Origin of the sequence: Leifsonia shinshuensis (assembly GCF_013410375.1) — a bacterium.
GTDB classification, from domain to species: domain Bacteria; phylum Actinomycetota; class Actinomycetes; order Actinomycetales; family Microbacteriaceae; genus Leifsonia; species Leifsonia shinshuensis.
The window spans coordinates 1,148,441-1,171,679 of sequence record NZ_JACCFL010000001.1; the positions used below are offsets into that span (position 1 = coordinate 1,148,441).

A 23,239-nucleotide genomic window follows, 5' to 3' on the forward strand; every position below is an offset into this window, starting at 1 on the left:
CGGCTAGTTCCGCAAGCGTTCATCGATCCGTCACCAACCGCCCATAACTTGACCGCGGGCTTCTGAGAGAAGCCTCGGAAACACAGGTGGAGTGGTAGTGAAGACAACCGGTTCGAAGGCCGTCCGCGGCACGATCTCGCGCTCGCTCGCGCTCGGCGCAGCGGCGGGGATCCTGGTCACGGTGACCCTGTCCGCGTGGCCGGGCGGCGCCGGCCCGAGCGCGAAGGCCGACACCGCGGTCGCGGTCACCGCGACGGCCGCCCAGCAGGATCCCGACGCCGCGAATGCGCCGTTCCCGAACCTCGCCGTCACCGTCTCGCAGACCAGCGGCCTGATCTCGCAGGGCGTCACGGTGAGCTGGACCGGCGCCAAGGCCTCCACCCCGCCGAGCGGCAACACCGGTGGCGAGAACTTCCTCCAGATCGCGCAGTGCTGGGGCGAGGACCCGCAGAACCCGGGCCACCCGGACCGGACGACCTGCCAGTACGGCGCGTTCAACACGCCGGGCGCCCGCCGCGACGGCTTCGTGGCCGACGGCTCGGTCGCGCCTCAGGACGACCAGTACACCGCGCCGCGGACCGGGATCTTCTCGCCGCCGTACACCTCCATCCCGTTCCGCTCGGTGGACGGCACGACGATCGCCTCGGTCGTGAACGGCAAGCAGACGAACACCAACGTCAACGTCAACGCCTACTTCAACCCGAACTCGTCGAACGAGGTCCCCTGGGCGGGCTCGGCCACCAACGGTGCCGGCTCGGTGAAGTTCGAGATCCAGACGGCGCTGCAGGCCAACGGCCTCGGCTGCGGCGCCCCGACCGGCGCCACCGCCGCCTCGGCCCCGCAGACCTGCTGGCTCGTCGTCATCCCGCGCGGCACCGCGGACGCGGGCGAGCAGCACATCACGCAGTCCGGCCTGCGCTGGGACCAGTGGAAGCACAACATCGCGTTCAAGCTGACCTTCAAGCCGCTCGGCGTCACCTGCGCGCTGGGCGCGGCGGAGCGCCAGCTGCGCGGCAGCGAGCTCGTCGGCGCGGCCGTGTCGTCCTGGCAGCCGGTGCTCTGCAACGCCCAGGGCGGCGCGATCTACACGATGAGCAACGCCGCCGACTCGGACGCGCTGGGCCAGGCGGCGAGCGCCGGAGCGAACGCGCCCCTCGCGCTGACCTCCCGGGCGCTCGGCGGCGACTCCGACCCCAACAGGTACGCCCCCGTCGCCGTCGGCGGGATCGCGATCGCCTTCGCAGTCGACCGCGCGCCCACCGCGGATCCGAGCACGCCCGCCGACCAGCTCGCGAAGTCCGGGCTCTCGTTCGACTCGATGAAGCTCACCCCGCGCCTGATCGCCAAACTGCTCACCGCCTCCTACATCGACGCGCTGCCGACCTACGCCGCGAAGAAGGAGGTCGGCTACAACAGCCCGGCGGACCCGGGCCACAACGCCCGCAACCTTCTGCTCGACCCGGACTTCCAGAAGGTGAACGCGGACAATCCGGACTGGAAGTACCAGGCCATCGTCGCGCCGTCGGTCGCCGACCTCCTCATCCCGCAGGGCCGGTCGGACGCCGCGATGCAGCTCTGGCGCTACGTCCTCAGCGATCCGGACGCCGCCGCCTTCCTGGCGGGCGCCGCCGATCCGTGGGGGATGAAGGTCAACACCTACAGCTCGACCTCGGCGAAGGTGAACCCGACCGGGACCGCCCTCACCCTGCCGCGCGACGACTTCCCGAAGGCCGACCCGATCGTCCAGCCCGCCGGCAGCGCGGGAGGCGAGGTCAACCTGGTGACCTGGCGGCCGTACACCAGCGACTTCGACCAGTCCGCCTACTACACGCTCCGCGGGGACGGCCAGACGCTCGGCCTCTGGGACCCCACCGCCCAGCCCGCCAAGTACGGCAAGAGCGTCCGCAACCTGCCCGGCTACCAGAAGGTGCTGGCGCTGACAGACACCAGTTCGGCTGCCAAGTATCAGGTCGCCACCGCGCAGCTGCTCAACTCGGCCGGCGCGTATGTTGCGCCGACCAGCGCCTCGCTCGCCGCGGCCGCCGCGGCGATGACCCCGGTCGCCGGGCAGCCGCAGGTGTCCGAGTACGACCCCACGGGCGCGGCGGCCAAGGCCGCGAAGGACGCCTACCCGCTGGCGATGCCGGTCTACGCGGCGACCAACCCGACCCAGGGCGACAGCGCGACGCGCACGGACTACGCCGGGTTCATCCGCTACGCCGCCACCACCGGTCAGACGCCCGGCGTCGACCCCGGCCAGCTGCCGCCCGGCTACACGCCCATCCCGGCGGCGTGGAAGGCCCAGGCGCTCGCGGCGGCCGACGCCATCCAGAGCGGGCAGGCCGCTTCCCAGCCCGCGCCTGCCACCAGCGACGGCGGCACGAGCCCCGACACATCCGCGGCGCCGGGCGACGTCCCGCTGACCAGTGCGCCGGGCGCGGCCACGGGCGGCGCCGTCCAGCCCGCGGCGCAGAGCACGTCGCCCACCGCCACCGGCAACGCCGTCACCTCGCTCAGCGCGGGCACGACGGTCAAGGACCCCGACATCGGCGCGCTCCCCGCCGCCGTCCCCGGCGGGATCGTCGGCGGCCTCGTCGCCGCCGCCTCCGCGCCCCTCATCGGCCGCGTCCGGAGATTCCGGTGAGCGCCGCCCCCAGCTTGGCCATCGAGACGGAGCCGTCCGGCACCGCGGGCGGCCAGAGCGTCGTGACAGCACCCCGTGTCACGACCGACCCGAAAGGAAACACAGTGAAGATCAAGAAGGCCGCTGCGCTCTGCGCAGTCGTCGGTGTGGCGCTCGCCGGGGTCTCCCTGGCCGCCCTTCCCGCCAACGCCGACCCGGTCTCGTCCAGCTACGTGCTGGCGGGTTCCGACACCCTCCAGGACGTCGCCAACGCTCTCGCCAACGGCACCACCGTCACCGGCGTGAACGTCCGCGCGCTGAGCACCACGGGTCCGATCGCCTCCTACGACGCGTTCGGCGGCAGCGCCATCCAGACCAAGCCGAACGGGCCGTTCTTCGCTCGTCCCGCCGGCTCGGGCGACGGCGTGAAGGCGCTCAGCCGCTCGATCGACGGCGCGCAGTTCAGCGTCTCCGGCAACACCACCCCCGCGATCTCGATCCCCGGCCAGGTGGACATCGCCCGCTCGTCGTCCGGTCCCGGCACCAACGCGAACGCGTCCGGCCCGCTCGCCTACATCCCGTTCGGCCGCGACGCCGTCTCGTACGCGATCGCTCCGGGGACCGCGACCGGCCTCGAGCAGCTCAGCACCGCGCAGCTCACCCAGATCTACAACTGCACCCTCACCTCGGTGAACGGCGTCGCCGTCTCGCCCGTGCTCCCGCAGTCGGCCTCCGGCACCCGCAAGTTCTTCCTCGCGGCGATCGGCGTCACCACCCCGGGCGCCTGCGTCAACCAGAGCACCTTGCCGGAGAACGACGGCACCGTGCTGACCACGCCCGGCCAGATCATCCCGTTCTCGGTCGCCAGCTGGGTTGCGCAGAAGAACGGCGCCGCCCCGAACCGCACCGGCACGGCCGTCCTGGGCTCCGCCGAGGGCACGACCGCTCCCTACACCGGCACCACCACCCTGACCCCGAACCCGGCCTACTACGCCGACTCCACCTGGGGCCGTGACGTGTACGTCGTCGTCGAGTTCGCCCGCATCGACAACACCAGCGCCACCTACGACGCCGGTCTCGCCGCCCTGGTCGACCCGACGAAGGCCAAGAGCCTCACCAACTTCGGCTCCACCGCCGGCACCTCCGGCGCCGTGAAGGTCAAGTTCGGCTTCCAGGCCCCGTCCTCCACCACGATCATCCGCGCCAACCTCTCCTAACGACACCCGATAACAGCTCGAGGAAAGAAGATCATGAACAAGAAGAAACTCACCGCGGTCATCGCGGCGAGCACGGCCGCTGTCGGCCTCGCCCTCGGCGGCGCCTCGTTCGCGATGGCGGACGTGCAGCCCAACGGCTCCGACGCCGGCATCTACGTGTTCAACAACGACCTGCAGACCTGGCCGGCGGTCGGTTCGACGGTCAGCTGGACCGCCGACGTGCTCGCCAGCCCGAGCAACACGGACCCGTTCGCGTCGCTGCAGTGCCCGGCCGACGCCACCGGCTACGCCACCTTCTGGGCGCCCACGGGCTCCGAGAAGACCAAGAGCTCCTGGAAGGTCTGGTCGAACCTGTTCTTCACCGACTCGACCAAGACCGTCAAGGGCGCCGACGTCACGCCGTCGCTCCAGGTCAGCGGCTCGTCGGCGTCGATCCAGGCCGCCGGAGGCAACTTCAGCTTCGGCGTCGCCTGCACCTCGGCGAACTTCGCCAACCTGGCCTCGGCGGGCGTCTGGTACAACACCGCGCACGTGACGGCCGGCACCGGCAACTACACGTTCGACGCGGTCTCGACCAGCACGCCGACCCCGACCCCGACCCCGGTCGGCTCCGGCAGCATCGCCATCCAGGCGACCACCGTGGCCGCGCAGGACGGCACCCTGAGCCTCGTCGTCCCGGCGAACGCCCAGGCCACCCTCGGCACCGCCACCCTGGTGAACCAGCTCTCCACCTCGACCGGCACGCTGCCGACCTTCCAGGTCGCCGACCAGCGCGTCGTCTCGACCCCGGGCTGGGACCTCACCGCCTCGACGGCGAACTTCGTCAACGCGGCCGACGCCACGAAGACGATCGACTCGAAGCAGCTCGGCGTCAAGCCCGCGATCGTCTCCACCGACGCCACCGGCGTCACCGCGGGTGCGGAGCACGTCGCCGGCGCCTCCACCGCCTTCAGCGCCTTCGCCTCGGCGCCGAAGGGCAGCGGTGTCGGAACCACGAGCCTCAACGCTGCGCTGATGCTCGTCGCTCCGGTGAACACGACCGCCGGTACCTACAACTCGACGATGACGCTCACGCTCACCTCGAAGTAAGGCCCACCGGTCACAGACGGGGAGGAGTCGCGCCGGGGCGCGGCTCCTCCCTCGTCGTTTCCGGCTAGTTCACCCTCGCGCAGGCGGCCGGAAACCCTGTTTCGGCTCAATGAGTCGTGCCCGAAATCCACCCGATCCCCCGCCGGGCGCCGCGAGTCCGGCGCCCCCTCCTCGCGGGCGTCCTGGCCGGTGTGCTCGGCCTCGCGCTGCTCGCCCAGCCCGCCCTCGCCGCCGTCCACGCCGACGGCGCGGCCGCCGGCACCGACGGCATCTCCGGCGGCCCCGACGACGACCGCACGCACCTCAGCTACCAGATGGCCCCGGGTCAGCGGCTGGACGACGTGTACGTCGTCCGCAACACCGGAACGACGCAGCAGGACGTGACCCTGTTCGCGACCGACGCCTTCAACACCGACGACGGCCAGTACGCGCTGCTCGACACGAAGATCAAGCCGACCGCGGTCGGCACCTGGGTGCTCTTCAACGGCGCCGACACCGCCGAGCACCTGTCGCTCGCCCCCGGCGAGACCAAGCAGGTGCCGTTCACCGTGACGACCCCGGCCAACGCGGGCCCCGGTGACCACGCGGGCGGCATCGTCATCTCCAGCCAGAAGGGCTCCGGCCGCATCCTCGTCGACCGCCGGGTCGCGACGCGCCTGTACGTGCGCGTCCCGGGCAAGCTGCAGCCCCAGCTCACGGTCTCCAGCATGCACGCGGTGTACAACCCCACGCTCAACCCATTCGCCGGGTCGACCACGATCAGCTTCACCGTGACCAACAACGGCAACGTCGCCCTGAGCGGCCACCTGGTCGCCGGCGCGGACGCCGTGTTCGGCATCCCGGTCGGCCAGCTGCGCAAGGACGTCCCGGAGATGCTGCCGGGCAGCACGCGCTCCATCACGATCGACGTGCCCGGCGTGCCGCAGGTCGGCTACCTGAACGCGCACGTGGACCTCCAGCCGTACGTCGAGAAGGACGCGATGAACCCGGGACCGCTGCACGCCGTCTCGCGCGCGACGCCGATCGCCGCGATCCCCTGGTGGATCCTCGTGCTCCTGCTGCTCATCGGCGGGTACGTCGTGTTCCGCCGCTACCGCCGCCGCAGCGACGCCAAGCGCGCGGCCGCGTGGATCGAGTACACCGAGGCCGAGGCGAAGCGCAAGGCGGAGTCGGGCACGACGGCCGACGACGCCGCCGACGCGACCGAGGACGCGACGTCCGTCGCCGCGCAGCCGGCCGGGACCGACGCGACGAGGGCGAATGAGCGCGCGTAACCGCCGCCAGCTCGCGCGGATCAGCGGCTTCTGGGCGGCGCTCGCCCTCGGGGTCGGCGGCCTCCTGCTGGCCGGGACGGCGCCGGCGCTCGCCGACAACGGAGGCAGCGGGGGATCCGGCGGCATCGGCATCAGCGTCGACGTGCCGGGTTCGACCGACACGGCCACGCCGGCGCCGACCGGCGGTGACCAGGGCGGCCAGGGGGATCAGGGCGGCCAGGGCAACCAAGGGGACCAGGGCAACCAAGGTGGCCAGGGGGACCAGGGCAACCAGGGCGGCCAGGGCGGCCAGGGCGGCTCCGCCGGCTCGGGCCAGAACGGCGGCAACACGAAGGGCGACGCCCCGCAGAACATCGGGCCGCTCAACCTCAGCGGCCTGCACGCGCAGTACCGTCCGTCGCTCGACCCGGGCGCCGGCTCCGTGTTGGTCTGGTTCAGCATCCACAACGGGTCCAAATCCACCATCACCTCGACCAACCGGTTCTGGCTGACCGGCCCGGTCGGCAACACCGTCAGCGACTCCGGCACGTTCGCCGTCGGCGCGATCGCGCCAGGGAAGACGGTCGTCGTCTCGCTCGCGCTGCCCAAGGTCGGCCAGTGGACGGTGCTGACCGCCCACGCCGCCTACACGCCGCCGGCGACCGTCGACGGCGTCGCGCTCACGCCGCTGACCCGCGAGGTGACGATCTTCGCCTTCCCGTGGCTCAACACCGGCGTCGTCCTCTCGGTGGCCGGCGTCGCGATCGCGGCCGTCGCCAAGCCGTCCCTGTTCGCCTTCCTCCTCCGTGCGGTGACCCGGACGTGAGCACGACGATCGACGGCGGGTCGCCGGCCGGGACGGTGACCGAGAAGCTGCCCGTGCGCCCGCGGCGCCCCTCCGGCCCGGTCCGCGGACCGCGGCCGCCGCGCCGGCGCCCGGCAGGGGCGACTCCGCCGCCGCGCCCGCCGAAGCCGCCGCGCCGGCCGCCGGCGCCGCCGCGCCCGCCCCTGGTGCTGTCGCCGCGCGAGCAGCTCGTCCGCGGCATCGTCGCGCTGCTGGCGGTGGCGCTCCTCGGCGTCGCGGCGAACGTCCTGGTGCTCAGCCACATCCACCACCTGGTCGGCCAGCAGATCGCGCTCAACGAGTTCCGGCAGGAGCTCTCCGACGCGACGGCCCCGGTCGGCGAGGGCGACGTGAACGGCGTCATCCTGGCCGACGGCTCGCCCGTCGCGCGGCTGACCATCCCGTCGATCGGCGTCGACGAGGTCGTGCTGGAGGGATCGTCGTCCGGCGTGACCATGAACGGTCCGGGGCACCGCAGGGACACCGTCCTCCCGGGCCAGGCCGGCCAGAGCGTGGTGCTCGGCCGCGCCGCCGCCTACGGCGGCCCGTTCTCCCGCATCCAGGAGCTGCTGCCCGGCGCCACCATCACCGCGATCACCGGCCAGGGCAAGAGCACCTACACGGTGATCGGCGTGCGGTACGCCGGCGACCCGACCCTCCCCGCCCTGCAGGGCTCGCAGGGCCGGCTGACCCTGGTGACCGCGCGCGGGGTGCCGTACGTGCCGGCGGGTGTCGTCCGGGTGGACGCGCAGCTCGTCAGCACGCCGAAGCCGGCCGGCGCGCGGGCCACCGCCCCGCTCAGCCTGCCGCTGGCCGACCGGGAGCTCGCCGGCGACCCGTCCACGGTGTGGCTGCTGGTCTTCGCCCTGCAGGCCATCGTCGTCGCGGAGATCCTCGCGGTCCGGTCGCTCAGCCGGTTCGGGCTGAGGAAGACGTGGATCGTCTTCGCGCCCGTCCTGCTCGCCGGCGGCGTCATCGCCGCCGACCAGATCTCCCGTCTCCTCCCCAATCTCCTCTGAAGCACATCTCCTCTGACACACGTCTCCTCTGAACCACGCGATCCTCGCGGAAAGGGCGCCATGTCCCTCGAATCCCCCCTCGCCGGCGGCGCGCCGGACGACCTGACCCAGGTCATGCCCACCATGGTGCTCGACCGGCAGCCGTCCGCGCTCGCGACCCTCGACGCCCGCGCCATCTCCGCCTGGTTCGGCGACCACCAGGTCCTCGACCGGGTGAGCCTGAACATGCCTGCCGGCGCCGTCACGGCCCTCATCGGCCCGTCCGGGTGCGGCAAGTCGACGTTCCTGCGGATCCTCAACCGCATGCACGAGCTCATCCCGTCGGCCAGCCTGGCCGGCGAGGTGCTGCTCGACGGCGCCGACATCTACGACCCGAAGCGCCGGCTCGTCGACGCGCGCAAGAGCATCGGGATGGTCTTCCAGAAGCCGAACCCGTTCCCGGCCATGTCGATCTACGACAACGTGGTCTCCGGGCTCAAGCTCACCGGCACGCGCGCCACGCGCGACGAGAAGGACGAGCTCGTGGAGACCTGCCTCGCCAAGGCCGGGCTGTGGAAGGAGGTGCGCGACCGGCTCCGCGCGCCGGGCGGCGGCCTCTCCGGCGGCCAGCAGCAGCGCCTCTGCATCGCCCGCTCGCTCGCCGTGCGGCCGCGCGTGCTGCTGATGGACGAGCCCTGCTCGGCGCTGGACCCGACCTCCACCCGCGTGATCGAGGAGACCATGCTGGAGTTGGTGCAGGACATCACGATCGTGATCGTCACGCACAACATGCAGCAGGCCCAGCGCGTCTCCACCCAGTGCGCCTTCTTCCTCGCCTCGCACGGCAAGCCCGGCGCGATCGTGGAGCACGGCGACACCGACGCGATGTTCTCCGACCCGCTCGACAGCCGGACCTTCGACTACGTCAACGGCCGCTTCGGCTGACCCGCCTCGCGTCGGCAGGAGGGCTCGCGCGCGACCCCGGTGCGTCCGCGGAAACCCCCGTAACAGCGGGAATCCGGCGGCCGCGCGCGAACGCAGGACAGGCTCGTCTGCTCGGGACGCTGTACCGGGACGCTGTACCGGGAGGGTGTGCCTTCGGCTGCATGATGCATCGGAAATCCCCGCTTGGCAACAGCGGATTTCCGCCGACCCGGCGCACCAGAGCCCGACCGATCGCTCGGCCGGGCTCTGGCGTGTTTTCCCCATACCCGTAGCTACGGGGAACCATCAGCATACGTCCGTCCCCGGCGTCCGTCACCGGGGTATGGCTCACTCGCGCGGCACCCGCACCCGCAGCGCGCCGGGGTCGACCCGGACGCGCATCGAGCTCACCTCCCCGAAGAGGTCGCCGTCGAGCTCGACCTGCTCCGGACGGTTGGAGGTCAGGACGATCTCCGTGCCTTTGAGGTAGTTCATCGCGTGCACTTCGTGGTCGTCGCGCATCAGGCGGCGGCCCACGCTGGTGCGGCGGAGGACGCCGTTCTCCCAGAAGATCTTGACGGCGATCCTCAGCCAGCCCAGCACGTCCTCGGGGCGCAGCACCACGATGTCGAGGATCCCGTCGTCCACCGCCGCGTCCGGCAGCAGCAGGATGTCGGCCTGCAGCGAACCGCAGTTGCCGATCATGACGGTGTGCGCGTGCAGGGTGTGCGTCCGGCCGCCGTCGAGCTGGTAGCGCAGCCGCAGCTCGTTCTTGTCGCGCAGCACTTTGCCGATCGCGTGCACGTAGGCGACCCAGCCGGCCTTGGCCTTCAGGTCGTCGTCCGTCGCCGCGATCATCTTGGCGTCGATCCCGAGGCCCGCCATGACCAGGAAGGCGCGGCGCTCGGTGCCGTCCCGGCCGTCGCGCAGCTCAGCCACGCCGACGTCGATCGCCCGGTCCGCGCCGTCGAACGCGGTGTCGAGCGCGTGCTCGACGTCGTCCAGGGTCAGCGACAGGTTGCGCGCGAGCAGGTTGCCGGTGCCGGAGGGCAGCAGGGCGAGCGGGGTGTCGGAGCCGCGCAGCTCCTCGGCCACCGTGCGCACGGTGCCGTCGCCGCCCGCGGCGATGACGATGTCGACGCCCTGCTCGAGCGCCTGGCGGGTCTGGCCGGTCCCCGGGTCCTCCGCCGTGGTCTCCAGCCAGAGGGTCTCCTCCCAGCCGTGCCGCTGCTCGGCGGCCGCGAGGGCCTTCCGCAGCCGGTCCGGGTCGGTCTTCACCGGGTTGACCACGATCGCGGCCCTGCTCATCCGTCTCCCTCTCGCGCGTCGTGCTCGGGCGGCGCGACGCTGACCCAGACAGTACGCCTCCGCGGGCCGGCGTGTGCGAGGCTGGAGCCGTGCACGCGCTCGACGACCCCGCCTGGAACGCCCTCACCGGCCCGCACGCCGCCTTCGCGGTCGGCGACGACCGGGCCCGCCGCTACCCTGCGGACATGTCGCCGTTCGCGTCCGTCGCGGACCACGGCAGCGACACCGACTGGAGTCGGCTGGCGTCACTCGTCGCCCCGGGTGAGACGCTGGGCGTGTTCGCCGACGCGGCGCCGGAGGGCTGGGAGGCCGTCGCCGGCTACGACTGCTACCAGTACGTGTTCGAGGGCGCCGCCCTCCCGGCCGCGCCCGTGCTCGGCGACGACGCACGCCTGGTCCCGTTGGGGGAGGCCGATGTGGCCGACGCGCTCGACCTGGTCGAGCGCACCCGGCCGGGCCCGTTCTTCCCGCGCACGATCGACTTCGGCGGCTACCACGGCGTGCGCGTCGGCGACCGCCTCGCCGCCATGGCAGGCCAGCGGATGCGCCCCGACGGCTGGTGCGAGGTCAGCGCGGTCTGCTCCGACCCGGAGTGGCGGGGCCGTGGCTTCGCGGTCCAGGTGATGCTGGCGGTCATGCGCGGCATCCTCGACCGCGGCGAGAGGCCGTTCCTCCACGTCGAGACGGTGAACGAGCGGGCGATCGCGGTCTACGAGCGGCTTGGGTTCACCCGGCGGAAGCAGCTGAGCATCCTGGTCTGCCGCGTCGCGTCGCACACGCGCGCCGAATCGCGCGAAACGCTCCTGCATTCGCACGATTCGTGACGTGACTCCGTCGCCACCGTTCGCTACGCGGGCGGCGCGACCGGCGCCTTCGGCGGCTTCGGGTTCACCTTGCCGTCGATCGGCGCGGGGACGGTGCTGCCGTCCAGAGTGACCAGCGCCGGGAGCGGCTGCCCGAGCGGCCCGGGCCACGGCTTCGGCGGCACCGGAGCCGGCCGCGGGCTGGGCGGTGTCGGCTGCGTGATCGCGCTCCCGGGAGCGGGCGGCACCGGCCGGCCGAGGCCGGGTTGGACGAGGTGCGCGAGCGAGGGCGCGTCGTCCACGCGCGGCACCCCGAACGTGCCGAGCCCGAGCAGGTCGCAGACCGTCTTGGGGATGGAGGCGTGCGAGTGCCACTCCGGGTCGATCGCCTGCGTCACCGCGCCGCCGAACATCAGCAGCGGGATGCGCGAGCCGCCGATGACCTGGAACCCGTCCGGGTGCAGGGCGTCCGGCACGGTCTCGATCGCGGGCGTCGGCACCGAGTCGGCATAGCCTCCCCAGTCGTCCCAGGTGAGGATGAAGACCGTCTCGTCCCAGCCGCCGCCGTCGATCACCGCCTGGACGCGCTGCCAGACCAGCCCCTGGCCCTTCGTCACATAGTCCGGGGCCGGGACCGCAGGCGGGTGCTCGTCGTAGCCGGCCGGCGACCAGACGTAGCAGACGTCCGGCAGCGTCCCGCCCTTGGCCATCGGGATGAACTGCGACGGCGGGTGGACCTGGTCCGTGCCCGGCGCCGTGGAGGTGGTCGTGTAGAACTTGACCGGGTAGCCGTCCTGGTCGGGGAACGCGCCCCAGCTCACGCCCGCCTTCTGGGCGACGCTGAAGATCGAGGGGAGATCCCACACCGGGTGGGTCCCCACGAACGGCGGGTTCTTGAGGGTCGGCATCTGCCCGCCCACGGCGAGCATGTGGCCGGGGGTCGAGTTGGAGCCGGAGCCGAAGTGGTGGTCGCTGAACACGAACGTCTTGGCGAGCCAGCTGTAATAGGGGATGACCTGGTCGTTGTCGAGCTGCATCGGCTCGGCCGGATAGTCGCCCATCGCCCAGTGCACCCAGGCGTTCCGGTCGTGCGGCTGGTCGAAGTCGGGCGCTGAGGTGCGCAACGCTCCGTGGTTCGCGACCTGCGCGCCCCACTCCGCGAGGGAGGGGAAGTAGAAGTCGGTTGTCTTGTTCTCCTGGATGAAGACGATCACGCGCTTCACGGCTGCCATGCCCCCACGCAAGCACGCGGGCGGCCGACGCGCCAGAGGCAGCGCCGGGAATTCACCGAAGCATCGCCGTCATCGCCGTCGCCGCGGCGTCCTGCCCGGTCAGCGGCGCGAGTCCCCAGACCTCCTCGATCGTGCGCAGCAGCGAGTAGTGCGTGAACGGCGTCGCCGAGACGCTGTGCGCCCGGGCGGCCGGGCCCGCGAACACGCACGCGACGACATTGTCGCCGGAGTCGCCCTCGTCGAACGTCACCACGAGCAGCGAGCGCTGCGCCTTGAAGGCCGGGGAGGCGAGGATCGCCGGGACGTTCGCCTTCAGCCACGCGTCGCCGTCCGCGACGGAGCAGTCGTGCATGTCGTCGCACAGGTTCGGGCTGATGAACGAGAAGTCCGGCAGGGTCGCGGCCGAGGCCAGATCCGACGCGAACCGGGAGTACGGGACGTCGTGGGCGTCGCAGTACGCCCGCGACGACGTGACGCTCGGGAAGTACAGGAATGGGTTGTGCTTGACGGCGTACAGGCTGGTGTTCCCGGTGGCGCACGGCGCCGGCATGCTCTCGGAGTACATCCGCCAGGACCGGCCCGCGCGGTCCAGCTCCTCGGCGAGGTTGGGTCCGGTGGCCAGGCACGACCCGCCGGGCGGGTTGCAGTCCGTCGTGATCCCGGCCGTGCCGCCGCTGGTCAGGGCCAGGTAGTTCGGGAGGCTGGGGTGCGTGATCGCCGAGTACGCGGTGGCGAGCGCGCCGGCCCGGGCGAGCGAGGTCAGGTAGGGGGCCTGCGGGTCGCCGATGACCGACCCGGCCGGCTTGTTCTCGTCGACGATGACGACGATGTGCTGCAGCGCGGTGGCCTGCGGCCCTGTCGACGGCGCGGGCGGGAGGGTCGACGGCGCGCGCGTCGGAGCCGGCACCGGCGCGGGCGGGCTGGTGACGGCGGGCGAGGCGCCCGGTGCGCAGCCGGCGAGGACGAGCGCGAGCGCGGCGGCGATCGCCGCGGTCAGTGCCCTCCCCGTCATGGCAGTACCGTACGCCGGGCGGCGGTGAAACGGACCGGCGGGTTCGGGGACGCCGCTCAGGCCGGCTGACCGGGCTCTACCGTTTCCGGGCTTTTCGCCAGTATCCGGTTACAGGCTTTCCTTCGCGGAGCGATGGCGGCACCCACTCCATCCCGTCACGGTGCGGAGCGGCTCGGAGGTTCGCGCGTGGGAGCCAGTCCGGGTCGATTGTGGCTGCGAGCTCTTCGATCCGTTGCCGTTGCGTGTCGTCGAACGCGGATGCCATCGCCTGCTGCTGCGCTTTCGGGATCCCGTGAAGGTCTGCTATCTGCGGCCACAAGGCCACGTGTCCGGATATTCGCATGGCGATGTCGATCGCTTCGAACCTGGTGAGGTTGAATGTGTCGGCGATGTCGATGAGGTTGCGGATGTCGCGGTCGCGAGGGTCGTCGTTGTCGCTGATCGGGCGGGAGGCGATGATGCCGCCGTGCCGGTGCGGGTTGATGTCGAAGATCGGTGCGAGCCGCCAACCGTTTGCTTGGCGGAGGAACCCGTGGTTGCCCCAGTGGTCGTCGACGTTGTTGATGAAGACGGTAAGCGCGATCCGCCTGAACATGTCGTGGAGGTCTGCTTCCGGGTTTGCGCTGGTGGCTGCGAGAACGTCGGCGAACTCTTCGTAGGTGAGCCGTGACCCCGTGTCGTGCTTCCCGATCCGGAGGGCGGTCGCTGCGGACATGTAACCGCGTCGAACGGTCTCGCCGTCGCGGTCGAACCGTTTGACGATGAGGACGGACCGGCCTTCACCGGCGGGTTGCACCGTGAACTCGGGTGTCGGCGTGCCGATTCGTCGTGCGATCGTCAACGCGACTGCTTCCCATGCCTCCGTGTCGACGTCCGCGTCTTTGGAATGCGGAAGTTTCGCCAACGCGAGCGACCCGTCTGGAAGAAGGACGTTTGCTTTCGGTCGTGCCCCGCCGGGGGAGGTTGCGATGCCTGCCAGGTATTCGACGTCTTCGTCGGTCGCTTCATGGTCTTCGTACCTGCGGGCAACGCGAAGGATCTTCCCCAACTCGTGGATGTTTGCAACGCCGGTGTCTTCGGACAGCCAGTGGCGGCTGTTCTCTGCTTTGAATCGGAGAGCGCCCATGCGGGAGAAGTCGGAGACACCGAGGAGGTAGTCGAAGTCGCCGACTCGACGGGGGAGGCTCGGGTCTTCCTTCAGTCTGAGCGCGTGGTTTGCTTGGACGATCTTCTGCCCCCATTCGTCTGGGGCGGCGTCAGCGAAGGCGCCGAACAGCACCGTGTTCTCAGGTGTGTAGGTGCGTCCGGGGGTGAGGGGGAGATCGGGGGACAGTTCATAGGCGCCGATCTTCCCCAGATACGCGGGGTCGTACTCGAACGACGATGCGGCGAGCGTGCGCCCTCCCATGAAACTCGGCCGCAAGAGGCCCACTCGGGTCGGGCCGGCACCGTTCTCGTCGAGATACACCTCGGCGGCGCTGACGATGTCGGTCATATGGTTCCGCCGCTCTGGATGATGGCGTCGATTCGTGGTCGTGCCGCTTCGCTACGGTACGGGTCTGCGGAGGCTACGACGGATTCGAGGATTCCCAGAGCGGAGAGAACAGCGAAGACGGAGTCGAGTTGGGCGCTGCCCGTACCCCTTTCGATGCTGGCGAGCGTCGCCCGGGTGATGAAGGCACGTTCTGCGAGCGCGGTTGCGGAAAGTCCGTTGACGCTTCTCCATCTCCTGATATGCGCGCCGAACTCTCGAAGCATCCGCTCCTGCTGCACTGATCGACGCTGCACCATCACGAGACTCCTTGGCTGCTATCTACAGATAGCAATAATGCCACCAATTGCTACTTCTAGATAGCAGAATTGTTTCTTCCCCCGGCTTCCGTCCCTGGCGTTCTCCTCGTCGTAATCCATTCGGATGTGGAGGACTCTCTGTAGCCCCTCGCAGCACACTGCGCCACGCGCCGGCGAAACAGACCGGCGGGTTCGGCGGACGCCCCTCAGCCCAGCGGCCCCTCGCAGCTCTCCCGGAGCAGCACCGTCACCGGCAGCTCCGTGCTGACCGGCTCCAGGTCGGGGTCGGTCACCCGGGCGACCATCGCCCGCACGGCCGCCCGGCCGAGCTCCAGCATCGGCTGCATCACCGTCGTCAGCCGCGGCGTCGACCGCGCGCCCTCATCGATGCCGTCGAAGCCGGTCACGATGATGTCCTCCGGCACCCGGATGCCGGCCGGCCGGAGCGCGTCGAGCACGCCGAGCGCCATCTGGTCGTTCGCGCAGACCAGCGCGCGGGGGAGCCGGCCGCCGGCGATCAGGTCCTCCGCGACGGCGCGGGCGCGCTCCCGGGAGAACTCGCCGTGCAGCACGGGCAGCGCGGTCGGGTTGATCCCGCGGCCCTCCAGCGCCTCCGCGAAGCCGCCGTAGCGCTCCGCGTCGTCCGGCGAGTCGAACGGGCCGGTCAGGTACATCGGGTCGCGGACGCCGTGGTCGTCGATGAGGTGCTCGGTGAGCGCGCGCATGCCCTCCCGGTTGCGCACGGTGATGTGGTCGAAGTCGTCGTCGCGGCGCTGGCCGGCGAGGTAGACCACCGGGATGCTGTCGCCGATCCGGCGCAGGACGTCGTGGGGCGCACTCTGCGCGATCACGGCCAGGCCGTCGACTTTGCCTGCGAGATCGCTCAGCGTGATCTCCAGGCTTTCGGGGGAACGGCCGCGCCCGACGCAGATCATCAGCGAGAAGCCCTGCCGCCACGCCTCGAGCTCGCAGCCGCGGAGCACCTCCTCGAAGTACAGGTTCGCCCCGGGCCGCTGATCGGGCTTCGCGGGGTCGCGGCGCACCTCGACCGGGCGCTGCTCGCCGACCTCGGCGTCGCTCAGGTCCTCCACCGCGTCCACGCCCGGCAGGAACAGGCCGAGCACGCCGGTGCGGCGGGCGGCGAGGCCGCGGGCGCTGCCGCTCGGCACGTAGCGCAGCTCGCGCACGGCCTGGAGCACCCGCTCCTGGGTGGAAGCGCGTACATCGTCCGGTCGGGTGAGGACGCGGGAGACCGTAGCGATCGAGACTCCCGCGTGCGCGGCGACATCATACACCGTGGGTTTTCTCGCCACGTTTCCCCCGAGTTCTTCTGCGAATTGGTGGTCCGGTTCACATTCTGACACGTGGAACGATGTTTCGGGGGTGGGGTTGAAAGACGTTTCGTATGCGCTTACAGTGGGTCGCGGCCTCCCGCCCGGCTCGCTCTCGCCGGACGGCGCGGCCCCGCCGCCACCGGGCCGGCACCAAGTCATCGTCGACTGAAGGGACCACACCGCGATGAACAAGTCCAGAACGCGCCTCCGGCGTTCACTCGTCGCTGTCGCAGCCGCCGCGTCACTGCTGGCGATGAGCGCGTGCAGCCTCCAGACCTCCGGGTCGAGCAACAACAACTCGGGCGCCGCCAGCGGTTCCCTCCTCTTCGGCGCCGACGGCGGGAACCCGACGTTCGTGCGCAACTTCAACCCGTTCTCGCCGAACACGCGCACCGGCGCGCACTACATGTACGAGCCGCTGCAGGTGGTGAACTCCATCGACGGCAAGGCCACGCCGTTCCTCGCGACGGGCGACAAGGTCATCGACCCGAAGACGATCGAGTACACGATCCGCAAGGGTGTGAACTGGTCGGACGGCCAGGCCTTCACGCCCGCCGACGTGGTCTACACCTTCGATCTCATCAAGAAGACCCCGGCCCTCGACACGCTCGGGCAGTGGCAGAACATCGACACGATCAGCTCGTCCGGCGACACCGTGACCTTCCACCTCAAGGGAGCGAACGTCCCCGCCGCGAGCATCATCGACCAGCAGATCATCGTCCCGGAGCACGTCTGGAAGTCCGTGAAGGACCCGGTGACCTGGACCAACGACAACCCGGTGGCCACCGGCCCGTACACGGTCGGCAGCTTCGCCCCGAACCAGTACACGATGGTGAAGAACACCAAATACTGGCAGGCCGACAAGGTGGCGGCGGAGAAGCTGGTGCTCCCGGCCTCCAACACCGGCCTCCAGCTGGTCAAGAACGGCTACGACTGGGCCTACTCGTTCATCGACAACGTGGACAAGACCTGGGTCGGCGCGAACAAGCAGCACAACAAATACTGGTTCCCGCCCGGCGGCACCATCTCGCTGATCCCCAACCTGACCAAGGCGCCGTTCAACAACCTGGAATTCCGCATGGGCCTCAGCTACGCGCTGGACCGCGACAAGATCGCCCAGGACGCCGAGGAGGGCTACGTGAAGGCCGCGGGCCAGAACGGGCTGCTCCTCCCGAACGCGCAGTCCTGGCTGAACACCTCGCTGCCGAACCAGGGCATGATCGCGCAGGACACCCAGAAGGCGCTCGCGTCGTTCGCCAAGGCCGGCTACACCCAGCAGGGCGGCAAGCTCGTCAACGCCGCCGGCCAGCAGCTCCAGCTCACGATCACCACGCCGAACGGCTACGCCGACTGGCTGCGCGGGGTCCAGGCCGTCCAATCGCAGCTGCAGTCGCTCGGGATCGCGATCACGATCGACCAGCCGCAGCCCGCCGCCTACACGCAGGCGCAGAACAACGGCGACTTCGAGCTGCTGATGGGCGCGTTCGGCGGCGCGGGCAGCGTCTACCAGGACTTCAACACCCTGATGAGCAGCGAGTTCGTCAAGCCGGTCGGCACCTCCGCCTCCGGCAACTTCGAGCGGTTCAGCGACCCGCAGGCGGACTCCCTGCTGCAGCAGCTGCGGTCGGCCACCTCCACGAGCGACCAGAAGAAGTACATCGACCAGCTCCAGGAGGTCATGTACAGCAAGGTGCCCGTGATCAGCATGTTCTACGGCGGCCTGTGGGGCCTGTTCAGCGACAAGAGCTTCACCGGCTGGCCGAGCGCGAGCGACCCGTACGCGACGCCGGCCACCTGGACCGAGAACTCGCTGCTGATCCTCACCCACCTCACGAAGGCGAAGTGATCGCGCGGCCGGCCGCGGCGACGCCCGCGGCCGGCCCGATCCCGCCTGCCACGAACACCGAAAGGAGGTCGTCGTGCGCTATCTGCTCGGAAAGCTGGGACTCTTCGTCCTCACCCTCTGGGCGGCCGTCACGGTCAACTTCATCCTGCCGCGGCTGATGCCGGGCTCGCCCGCGGACGCGGCGATCGCCAAGCTCAGCCAGAACGGCCCGGTCTCTCCGGCGATGCGCGCCTCGATCGAGGCCCAGCTCGGTGTGCCGACCGGCAGCCTCTGGGACCAGTACGTGACGTACCTGAATCAGGTCGTCCACTTCGACTTCGGGCCGTCGTTCAGCTACTTCCCGCAGTCGGTGTCGAGCCTGATCGGCGCGGCGCTGCCGTGGACGCTCGTGCTCGTCGGGACCGTCACGGTCCTCGCCTTCGTGCTCGGCACGCTGCTCGGCGTGCTCGCGGCCTGGAAGCGCGGCACGGCGCTCGACACCATCCCGACGGTGGGCGGCCAGTTCCTCTCGGCGTTCCCGTACTTCTGGATCGCGCTGCTCCTGCTGTTCTTCCTCGGCTACGTCGCGGGCTGGTTCCCCACCAGCGGCGCCTACTCGCAGACCGCGACGCCGCACTGGAGCTGGGAGTTCTTCACCGACGCGCTGTACCACGGCATCCTGCCCGGCCTGACGATCCTGCTGACCGCATTCGGCGGCTGGATCATCGGGATGCGCAACACGATGGTGAACACCCTCGGCGAGGACTACGTGACCTTCGCGGAGGCCAACGGCCTGCGCACGCGCACCGTCGCGCTGCGCTACGCGGCCCGCAACGCGCTGCTGCCGCAGTTCACCTCGTTCGGCATGGTGCTCGGCGGGGTGGTCGGCGGCTCGCTCCTGGTGGAGACCGTGTTCGCCTACCCGGGCGTCGGCCTCCTCCTCTTCCACGCGGTGACCAACCAGGACTACCCGCTGATGCAGGCGCTGTTCCTCATCATCACGGTGAGCGTCCTGATCGCGAACTTCCTCGTGGACATCCTGTACGGCGTGCTCGACCCGAGGACCAGACGATGACGCACGAAGACCAGCTCACCCAGCCACCCAGCACGACGTCCGTCCGTGCGACGGAGGTCGCAGCCGCCTCCGCGAGCGAGCAGAGACCGTGGAACCCGTTCCGCGTCCTCGGCCGCGCGGTCGGCACCATCTGGTCGGAGCCCAAGGCGCGTTTCGGCGTCGTCCTGCTCCTGCTCTTCATCCTGATGGCGATCTTCGCGCCGCTGATCGCGCCCTACGACCCGCACGACACGTCGTTCCCGCACAGCCAGGACGGCAGTGCCGCGCACCTGCTCGGCACCACCGGCGTCGGCCAGGACGTGCTCTCCCAGCTGATCTGGGGCGCGCGCGTGTCCGTCTCGGTCGCGCTCATCGCCGGTCTGCTGAGCACGCTCGTCGCGATCCTCGTCGGCCTCAGCTGGGGCTACGTCCGCGCGTTCTGGGGGGAGGGCGTCGGCTTCGTCGTCAACCTGTTCCTGGTCATCCCGTCGCTGCCGCTCATGATCGTGATCGCCGCGTACCTGCACAACGGCGGCATCGCCGTGATCGTGCTGGTCGTCGTGGTGACGGGCTGGGCGTGGGGCGCCCGCGTGCTGCGCTCGCAGACGCAGACCCTGCGCTCCCGCGACTTCGTCACGGCGGCGAAGTTCAGCGGCGAGAGCCCGAGCCGGATCGTGTTCCGGGAGATCCTGCCGAACATGACCTCGCTGATCGTGGCGAGCTTCTTCGGCGCGGCGACCGCGGCCATCCTCGCGGAGGCCGGCCTGGAGTTCCTCGGCCTCGGCGACCCCAACACGGTGAGCTGGGGGACCATGCTCTTCTGGGCCCAGAACAGCAACGTGCTGCTCACCGGCCAGTGGGTGCAGCTGTTCGCGCCCGGCTTCATGATCGCGCTGTTCGCCGTCTCCATGACATTCATCAACTTCGGGGTCGACGGGCTCAGCAACCCGCGCCTGCGCGAGAGGAAGGCCGCACGATGAGCCTGCTGAAGGTCGAAGACCTGTCCGTCGTCTACGACGAGGGCAAGGGCCGCGCGTTCGAGGCGGTCAAGCACGTCGGGTTCGAGCTCGGCCAGGGCGAGTTCGTCGGCCTGGTCGGCGAGTCCGGGTCGGGGAAGTCCACGCTCGGCTACGCGCTCACCCGGCTGTCGAAGCCGCCGGCGCGCATCGCGGGCGGCCGCATCCTGTTCGACGGCACCGACATCGCCGCGCTCTCCACGGAGGAGGTGCGCACCCAGCGCCGGGGCGGCTTCGCGATGGTGCTGCAGTCGGGGATGAACGCGCTGAACCCCGTGCGGACCATCCGCAACCACTTCCTCGACATCTTCGCCGCGCACGGCCATGTGCCGCCGCGGGCGCGCGCCGCCCGGGCCGAGGAGCTGATCGCGAAGGTCGAGCTGCCAGCGTCCACGCTCTCCCGCTACCCGGGCGAGCTGTCCGGTGGGATGCGCCAGCGCGTGTCCATCGCGCTCGCGCTTGCGCTCGAGCCGCGGCTGATGGTGTTCGACGAGCCGACCACGGCGCTGGACGTGCTCGTGCAGCACGCCGTGATGAACACCATCCGCCAGCTCCAGGCATCGGAGAACTTCACCGCGATCCTGATCAGCCACGACCTCGGCGTGGTGCTGGAAGCGACCCAGCGCGTGCTCGTCATGCACGACGGCGTGATCGTGGAGGACGCCCCCAGCGACCGCATCCTGAACGCGCCGGAGCATCCGTACACGCAGATGCTGCTGAGCCACTACGGCGACCCGCGGGCCGCCGAGGTGACCGTGCCCGGGCTGGAGCGCCGGGACGGCGCCGCCCGGCCCGCGCCGGTCACCGGGGCGGTCTCGGGCGCCCGGGCGACCGGGAACGCCGCCCGGCAGCGGATCGGCGCCCGCGAGCCGATCGTCGTCTCCGACCTCGTGAAGGTCTACCCGAAGGGCCGCAGGGGCAGCGCGACGCGCGCCGTCGACGATGTCTCCTTCACCCTGGAGCCCGGGATGTCGATGGCGCTCGTCGGCGCGAGCGGCAGCGGCAAGTCCACCATCGCCAAGATGATCACCGGCGTGGAGCGGCCCACCTCCGGCACGATCGCGTTCGGCGACGTCCGCATCGACACCCTCCGCGGCCGACGCGCGCTGAAGCAGCTGCACTCGGAGGTGCAGATGGTGTTCCAGGACCCGTACGCGGCGCTCAACCCGCTGCACACGGTGGAGTACATCCTGACCAGGCCGGTCGAGAACTTCACCGGCCTGCGCGGGAGCGCCGCCCGGAGGCGCGTGCTGGAGCTGCTCGAGACGGTCGGCCTCACGCCGGTCGAGAAGTTCGCCACCCGGCTGCCGCACCAGCTCTCCGGCGGCCAGCGCCAGCGCGTCGTCATCGCCCGCGCGCTCGCCAGCGATCCGCAGGTGATCATCGCCGACGAGCCGGTCTCGATGCTCGACATGTCGCTGCGAGCCGGCGTGCTCGCCCTGCTGGAGGAGCTGCGCCGCACCCGCGGGGTGAGCATGCTCTACATCACCCACGACCTGCTCAGCGCGCGGCTCGTCACCGACCGGATCATGGTGCTCGACAAGGGCGTCGTGGTCGAGCGCGGCGACACCGCCGAGGTGCTGCAGCGCCCGCAGGACGATTACACGGTGCGGCTGCTCGACGCCGTGCCGACCCCGTCGCGCGGCTGACCCCACTTCCCTTCCCGACTCCCGATCCACCACACCAAGGAGAACTCTGTGCTCACCTTCCCTGACGGCTTCCTGTGGGGCGCCGCGACCGCCGCCCACCAAGTGGAGGGCAACAACGTCAACAGCAACTGGTGGGTCATGGAGCACGCGCCGGGGACGCCGATCGTCGAGCCGAGCGGCGACGCCGCCGACCACTACAACCGCTACCCGGAGGACCTCCGCCTGCTCGCCGACGCCGGCCTGAACAGCTACCGCTTCTCGGTGGAGTGGGCGCGCATCGAGCCGGAGCGCGGTTTCGTCTCGCGCGCGAACCTCGACCACTACCGGCGGATGATCGACGCCTGCCTCGACGTCGGCCTGGAGCCGGTCGTCACCCTGATGCACTTCACCGTGCCGCGCTGGATGGACCAGGCCGGCTTCTGGCGCAACCCGGAGGCCCCCGACCTGTTCGCGCGCTACACCGAGACCGTGCTGCCGATCCTCCAGGACGGCGTGCGCTACGTGTGCACGATCAACGAGCCGAACATCGCGGCGATGCTGGCGGGCGGCGAGAAGGCGGAGAACCTGGTCGCCTACGGCCTGCCGAACCCGGACCTCCAGGTCGCCGACGCGCTGCTGGCGTCGCACCGGCGGTCCCGCGAGGTGCTGTCGTCGGTGCCCGGCCTGCAGAGCGGCTGGACCATCGCCACGCAGGACTTCATCCCGACCGACGAGCCCGGCGCCGCGGAGAAGCTGCACGAGTACGGCTACCCGCGCGACGACTGGTACCTGGAGGAGTCCGCGGGCGACGACTTCGTCGGCGTCCAGGCCTACACGCGAACGTTCATCGGCCCGGAGGGGCCGCGCCCGGTCGCGGAGGACGCCGAGACGACGCTGACCGGCTGGGAGTACTTCCCGCAGGCCGCCGCCGACGGCATCCGCTCGGCGTGGGAGAAGAGCGGGCACACCCCGATCCTGGTCACCGAGAACGGCATCGCGACCGCGGACGACAGCCGCCGCATCGACTACACCGAGGCGTCGCTGCGCGCCATCCACGACACCATCGCGGACGGAGTGGACGTGCGTGGCTACCTGCACTGGAGCGCCCTCGACAACTACGAGTGGGCCAGCGGGTACCGGCCGACGTTCGGGCTCATCGGGGTGGACCTGGAGACGTTCGAGCGCACCCCCAAGCCGTCGCTCGGCCGGCTGGGCGCGATCGCGCGGCAGAACGGGTTGTGAGCGGCGGCTCCTGATCCAGCGGGCGGGTGAAATCACCCGCCCGCTG

General features: G+C 70.7%; 19 protein-coding genes. 13 read left to right on the forward strand and 6 right to left on the reverse strand.

The window, feature by feature from the left end:
• The first annotated feature begins 97 nt into the window (after positions 1 to 97).
• The 7 genes from HNR13_RS05605 (at position 98) to HNR13_RS05635 (ending at position 8,969) form a co-directional block, all read left to right on the forward strand.
• Entirely contained in the window at positions 98 to 2,644 is a 2,547-nt protein-coding gene (locus HNR13_RS05605; RefSeq protein ID WP_179604847.1) for a hypothetical protein, read from the forward strand.
• On the forward strand, positions 2,641 to 3,840 hold the full coding sequence (locus HNR13_RS05610; RefSeq protein ID WP_179604848.1) for a type 2 periplasmic-binding domain-containing protein: 1,200 nt from the start codon (positions 2,641 to 2,643) through the stop codon (positions 3,838 to 3,840). The genes HNR13_RS05605 and HNR13_RS05610 overlap by 4 nt, the downstream gene beginning before the upstream one ends.
• 33 nt (positions 3,841 to 3,873) lie before the next feature.
• Positions 3,874 to 4,929, forward strand: coding sequence for a hypothetical protein (locus tag HNR13_RS05615; protein WP_179604849.1), 1,056 nt, complete (start codon positions 3,874 to 3,876; stop codon positions 4,927 to 4,929).
• A 116-nt stretch (positions 4,930 to 5,045) separates the two neighbouring features.
• Positions 5,046 to 6,203, forward strand: coding sequence for a WxL protein peptidoglycan domain-containing protein (locus HNR13_RS05620; protein ID WP_179604850.1), 1,158 nt, complete (start codon positions 5,046 to 5,048; stop codon positions 6,201 to 6,203).
• Complete coding sequence (locus HNR13_RS05625; RefSeq protein WP_179604851.1) at positions 6,190 to 7,008, forward strand: hypothetical protein; 819 nt, start codon at positions 6,190 to 6,192, stop codon at positions 7,006 to 7,008. Before HNR13_RS05620 ends, HNR13_RS05625 begins: the two co-directional genes overlap by 14 nt.
• Complete coding sequence (locus HNR13_RS05630; protein WP_343063470.1) at positions 7,005 to 8,045, forward strand: sortase; 1,041 nt, start codon at positions 7,005 to 7,007, stop codon at positions 8,043 to 8,045. Before HNR13_RS05625 ends, HNR13_RS05630 begins: the two co-directional genes overlap by 4 nt.
• 114 nt (positions 8,046 to 8,159) lie before the next feature.
• Positions 8,160 to 8,969, forward strand: a complete 810-nt coding sequence (locus HNR13_RS05635; protein WP_246312951.1) for a phosphate ABC transporter ATP-binding protein — start codon at positions 8,160 to 8,162, stop codon at positions 8,967 to 8,969.
• A 327-nt stretch (positions 8,970 to 9,296) separates the two neighbouring features.
• On the opposite strand, the gene HNR13_RS05640 is transcribed toward HNR13_RS05635, so the two are convergent.
• Positions 9,297 to 10,256, reverse strand: coding sequence for a diacylglycerol/lipid kinase family protein (locus HNR13_RS05640; protein WP_179604853.1), 960 nt, complete (start codon positions 10,254 to 10,256; stop codon positions 9,297 to 9,299).
• A gap of 89 nt (positions 10,257 to 10,345) precedes the next feature.
• Here HNR13_RS05640 and HNR13_RS21850 point away from each other — a divergent pair, with 89 nt between their 5' ends.
• A complete protein-coding gene (locus HNR13_RS21850; RefSeq protein ID WP_218881174.1) occupies positions 10,346 to 11,080 on the forward strand; it encodes a GNAT family N-acetyltransferase in 735 nt (244 codons plus the stop codon).
• Positions 11,081 to 11,103: 23 nt separating this feature from the next.
• Here HNR13_RS21850 and HNR13_RS05650 read toward each other — a convergent pair whose 3' ends face one another.
• The 5 genes from HNR13_RS05650 to HNR13_RS05670 all read right to left on the reverse strand — a co-directional run bounded on the left by HNR13_RS05650 (position 11,104) and on the right by HNR13_RS05670 (position 16,389).
• A complete protein-coding gene (locus HNR13_RS05650) occupies positions 11,104 to 12,291 on the reverse strand; it encodes an alkaline phosphatase family protein (protein WP_218881175.1) in 1,188 nt (395 codons plus the stop codon).
• Positions 12,292 to 12,343: 52 nt separating this feature from the next.
• Entirely contained in the window at positions 12,344 to 13,303 is a 960-nt protein-coding gene (locus HNR13_RS05655; protein ID WP_179604855.1) for an alkaline phosphatase family protein, read from the reverse strand.
• Positions 13,304 to 13,379: 76 nt separating this feature from the next.
• Complete coding sequence (locus HNR13_RS05660) at positions 13,380 to 14,798, reverse strand: type II toxin-antitoxin system HipA family toxin (RefSeq protein ID WP_179604856.1); 1,419 nt, start codon at positions 14,796 to 14,798, stop codon at positions 13,380 to 13,382.
• Positions 14,795 to 15,094, reverse strand: a complete 300-nt coding sequence (locus HNR13_RS05665; protein ID WP_179609159.1) for a helix-turn-helix domain-containing protein — start codon at positions 15,092 to 15,094, stop codon at positions 14,795 to 14,797. The genes HNR13_RS05660 and HNR13_RS05665 overlap by 4 nt, the downstream gene beginning before the upstream one ends.
• Before the next feature lie 206 nt (positions 15,095 to 15,300).
• Positions 15,301 to 16,389 carry a LacI family DNA-binding transcriptional regulator gene (locus tag HNR13_RS05670; RefSeq protein WP_343063471.1) on the reverse strand — a complete coding sequence of 363 codons (1,089 nt, stop codon included), beginning with the start codon at positions 16,387 to 16,389 and terminating at the stop codon, positions 15,301 to 15,303.
• 223 nt (positions 16,390 to 16,612) lie between these two features.
• On the opposite strand from HNR13_RS05670, the gene HNR13_RS05675 reads away from it, so the two are divergent.
• The 5 genes from HNR13_RS05675 to HNR13_RS05695 all read left to right on the forward strand — a co-directional run bounded on the left by HNR13_RS05675 (position 16,613) and on the right by HNR13_RS05695 (position 23,193).
• Entirely contained in the window at positions 16,613 to 18,274 is a 1,662-nt protein-coding gene (locus HNR13_RS05675; RefSeq protein ID WP_179604858.1) for an ABC transporter substrate-binding protein, read from the forward strand.
• 73 nt (positions 18,275 to 18,347) lie between these two features.
• The gene (locus HNR13_RS05680) at positions 18,348 to 19,328 is read left to right on the forward strand and encodes an ABC transporter permease subunit (protein WP_179604859.1); all 981 of its coding nucleotides are present in this window, start codon (positions 18,348 to 18,350) and stop codon (positions 19,326 to 19,328) included.
• A complete protein-coding gene (locus HNR13_RS05685) occupies positions 19,325 to 20,287 on the forward strand; it encodes an ABC transporter permease (protein WP_179604860.1) in 963 nt (320 codons plus the stop codon). The genes HNR13_RS05680 and HNR13_RS05685 overlap by 4 nt, the downstream gene beginning before the upstream one ends.
• Positions 20,284 to 21,972, forward strand: a complete 1,689-nt coding sequence (locus HNR13_RS05690) for an ABC transporter ATP-binding protein (RefSeq protein WP_179604861.1) — start codon at positions 20,284 to 20,286, stop codon at positions 21,970 to 21,972. Before HNR13_RS05685 ends, HNR13_RS05690 begins: the two co-directional genes overlap by 4 nt.
• Before the next feature lie 48 nt (positions 21,973 to 22,020).
• A complete protein-coding gene (locus HNR13_RS05695; protein WP_179604862.1) occupies positions 22,021 to 23,193 on the forward strand; it encodes a family 1 glycosylhydrolase in 1,173 nt (390 codons plus the stop codon).
• Positions 23,194 to 23,239: the final 46 nt, after the last annotated feature.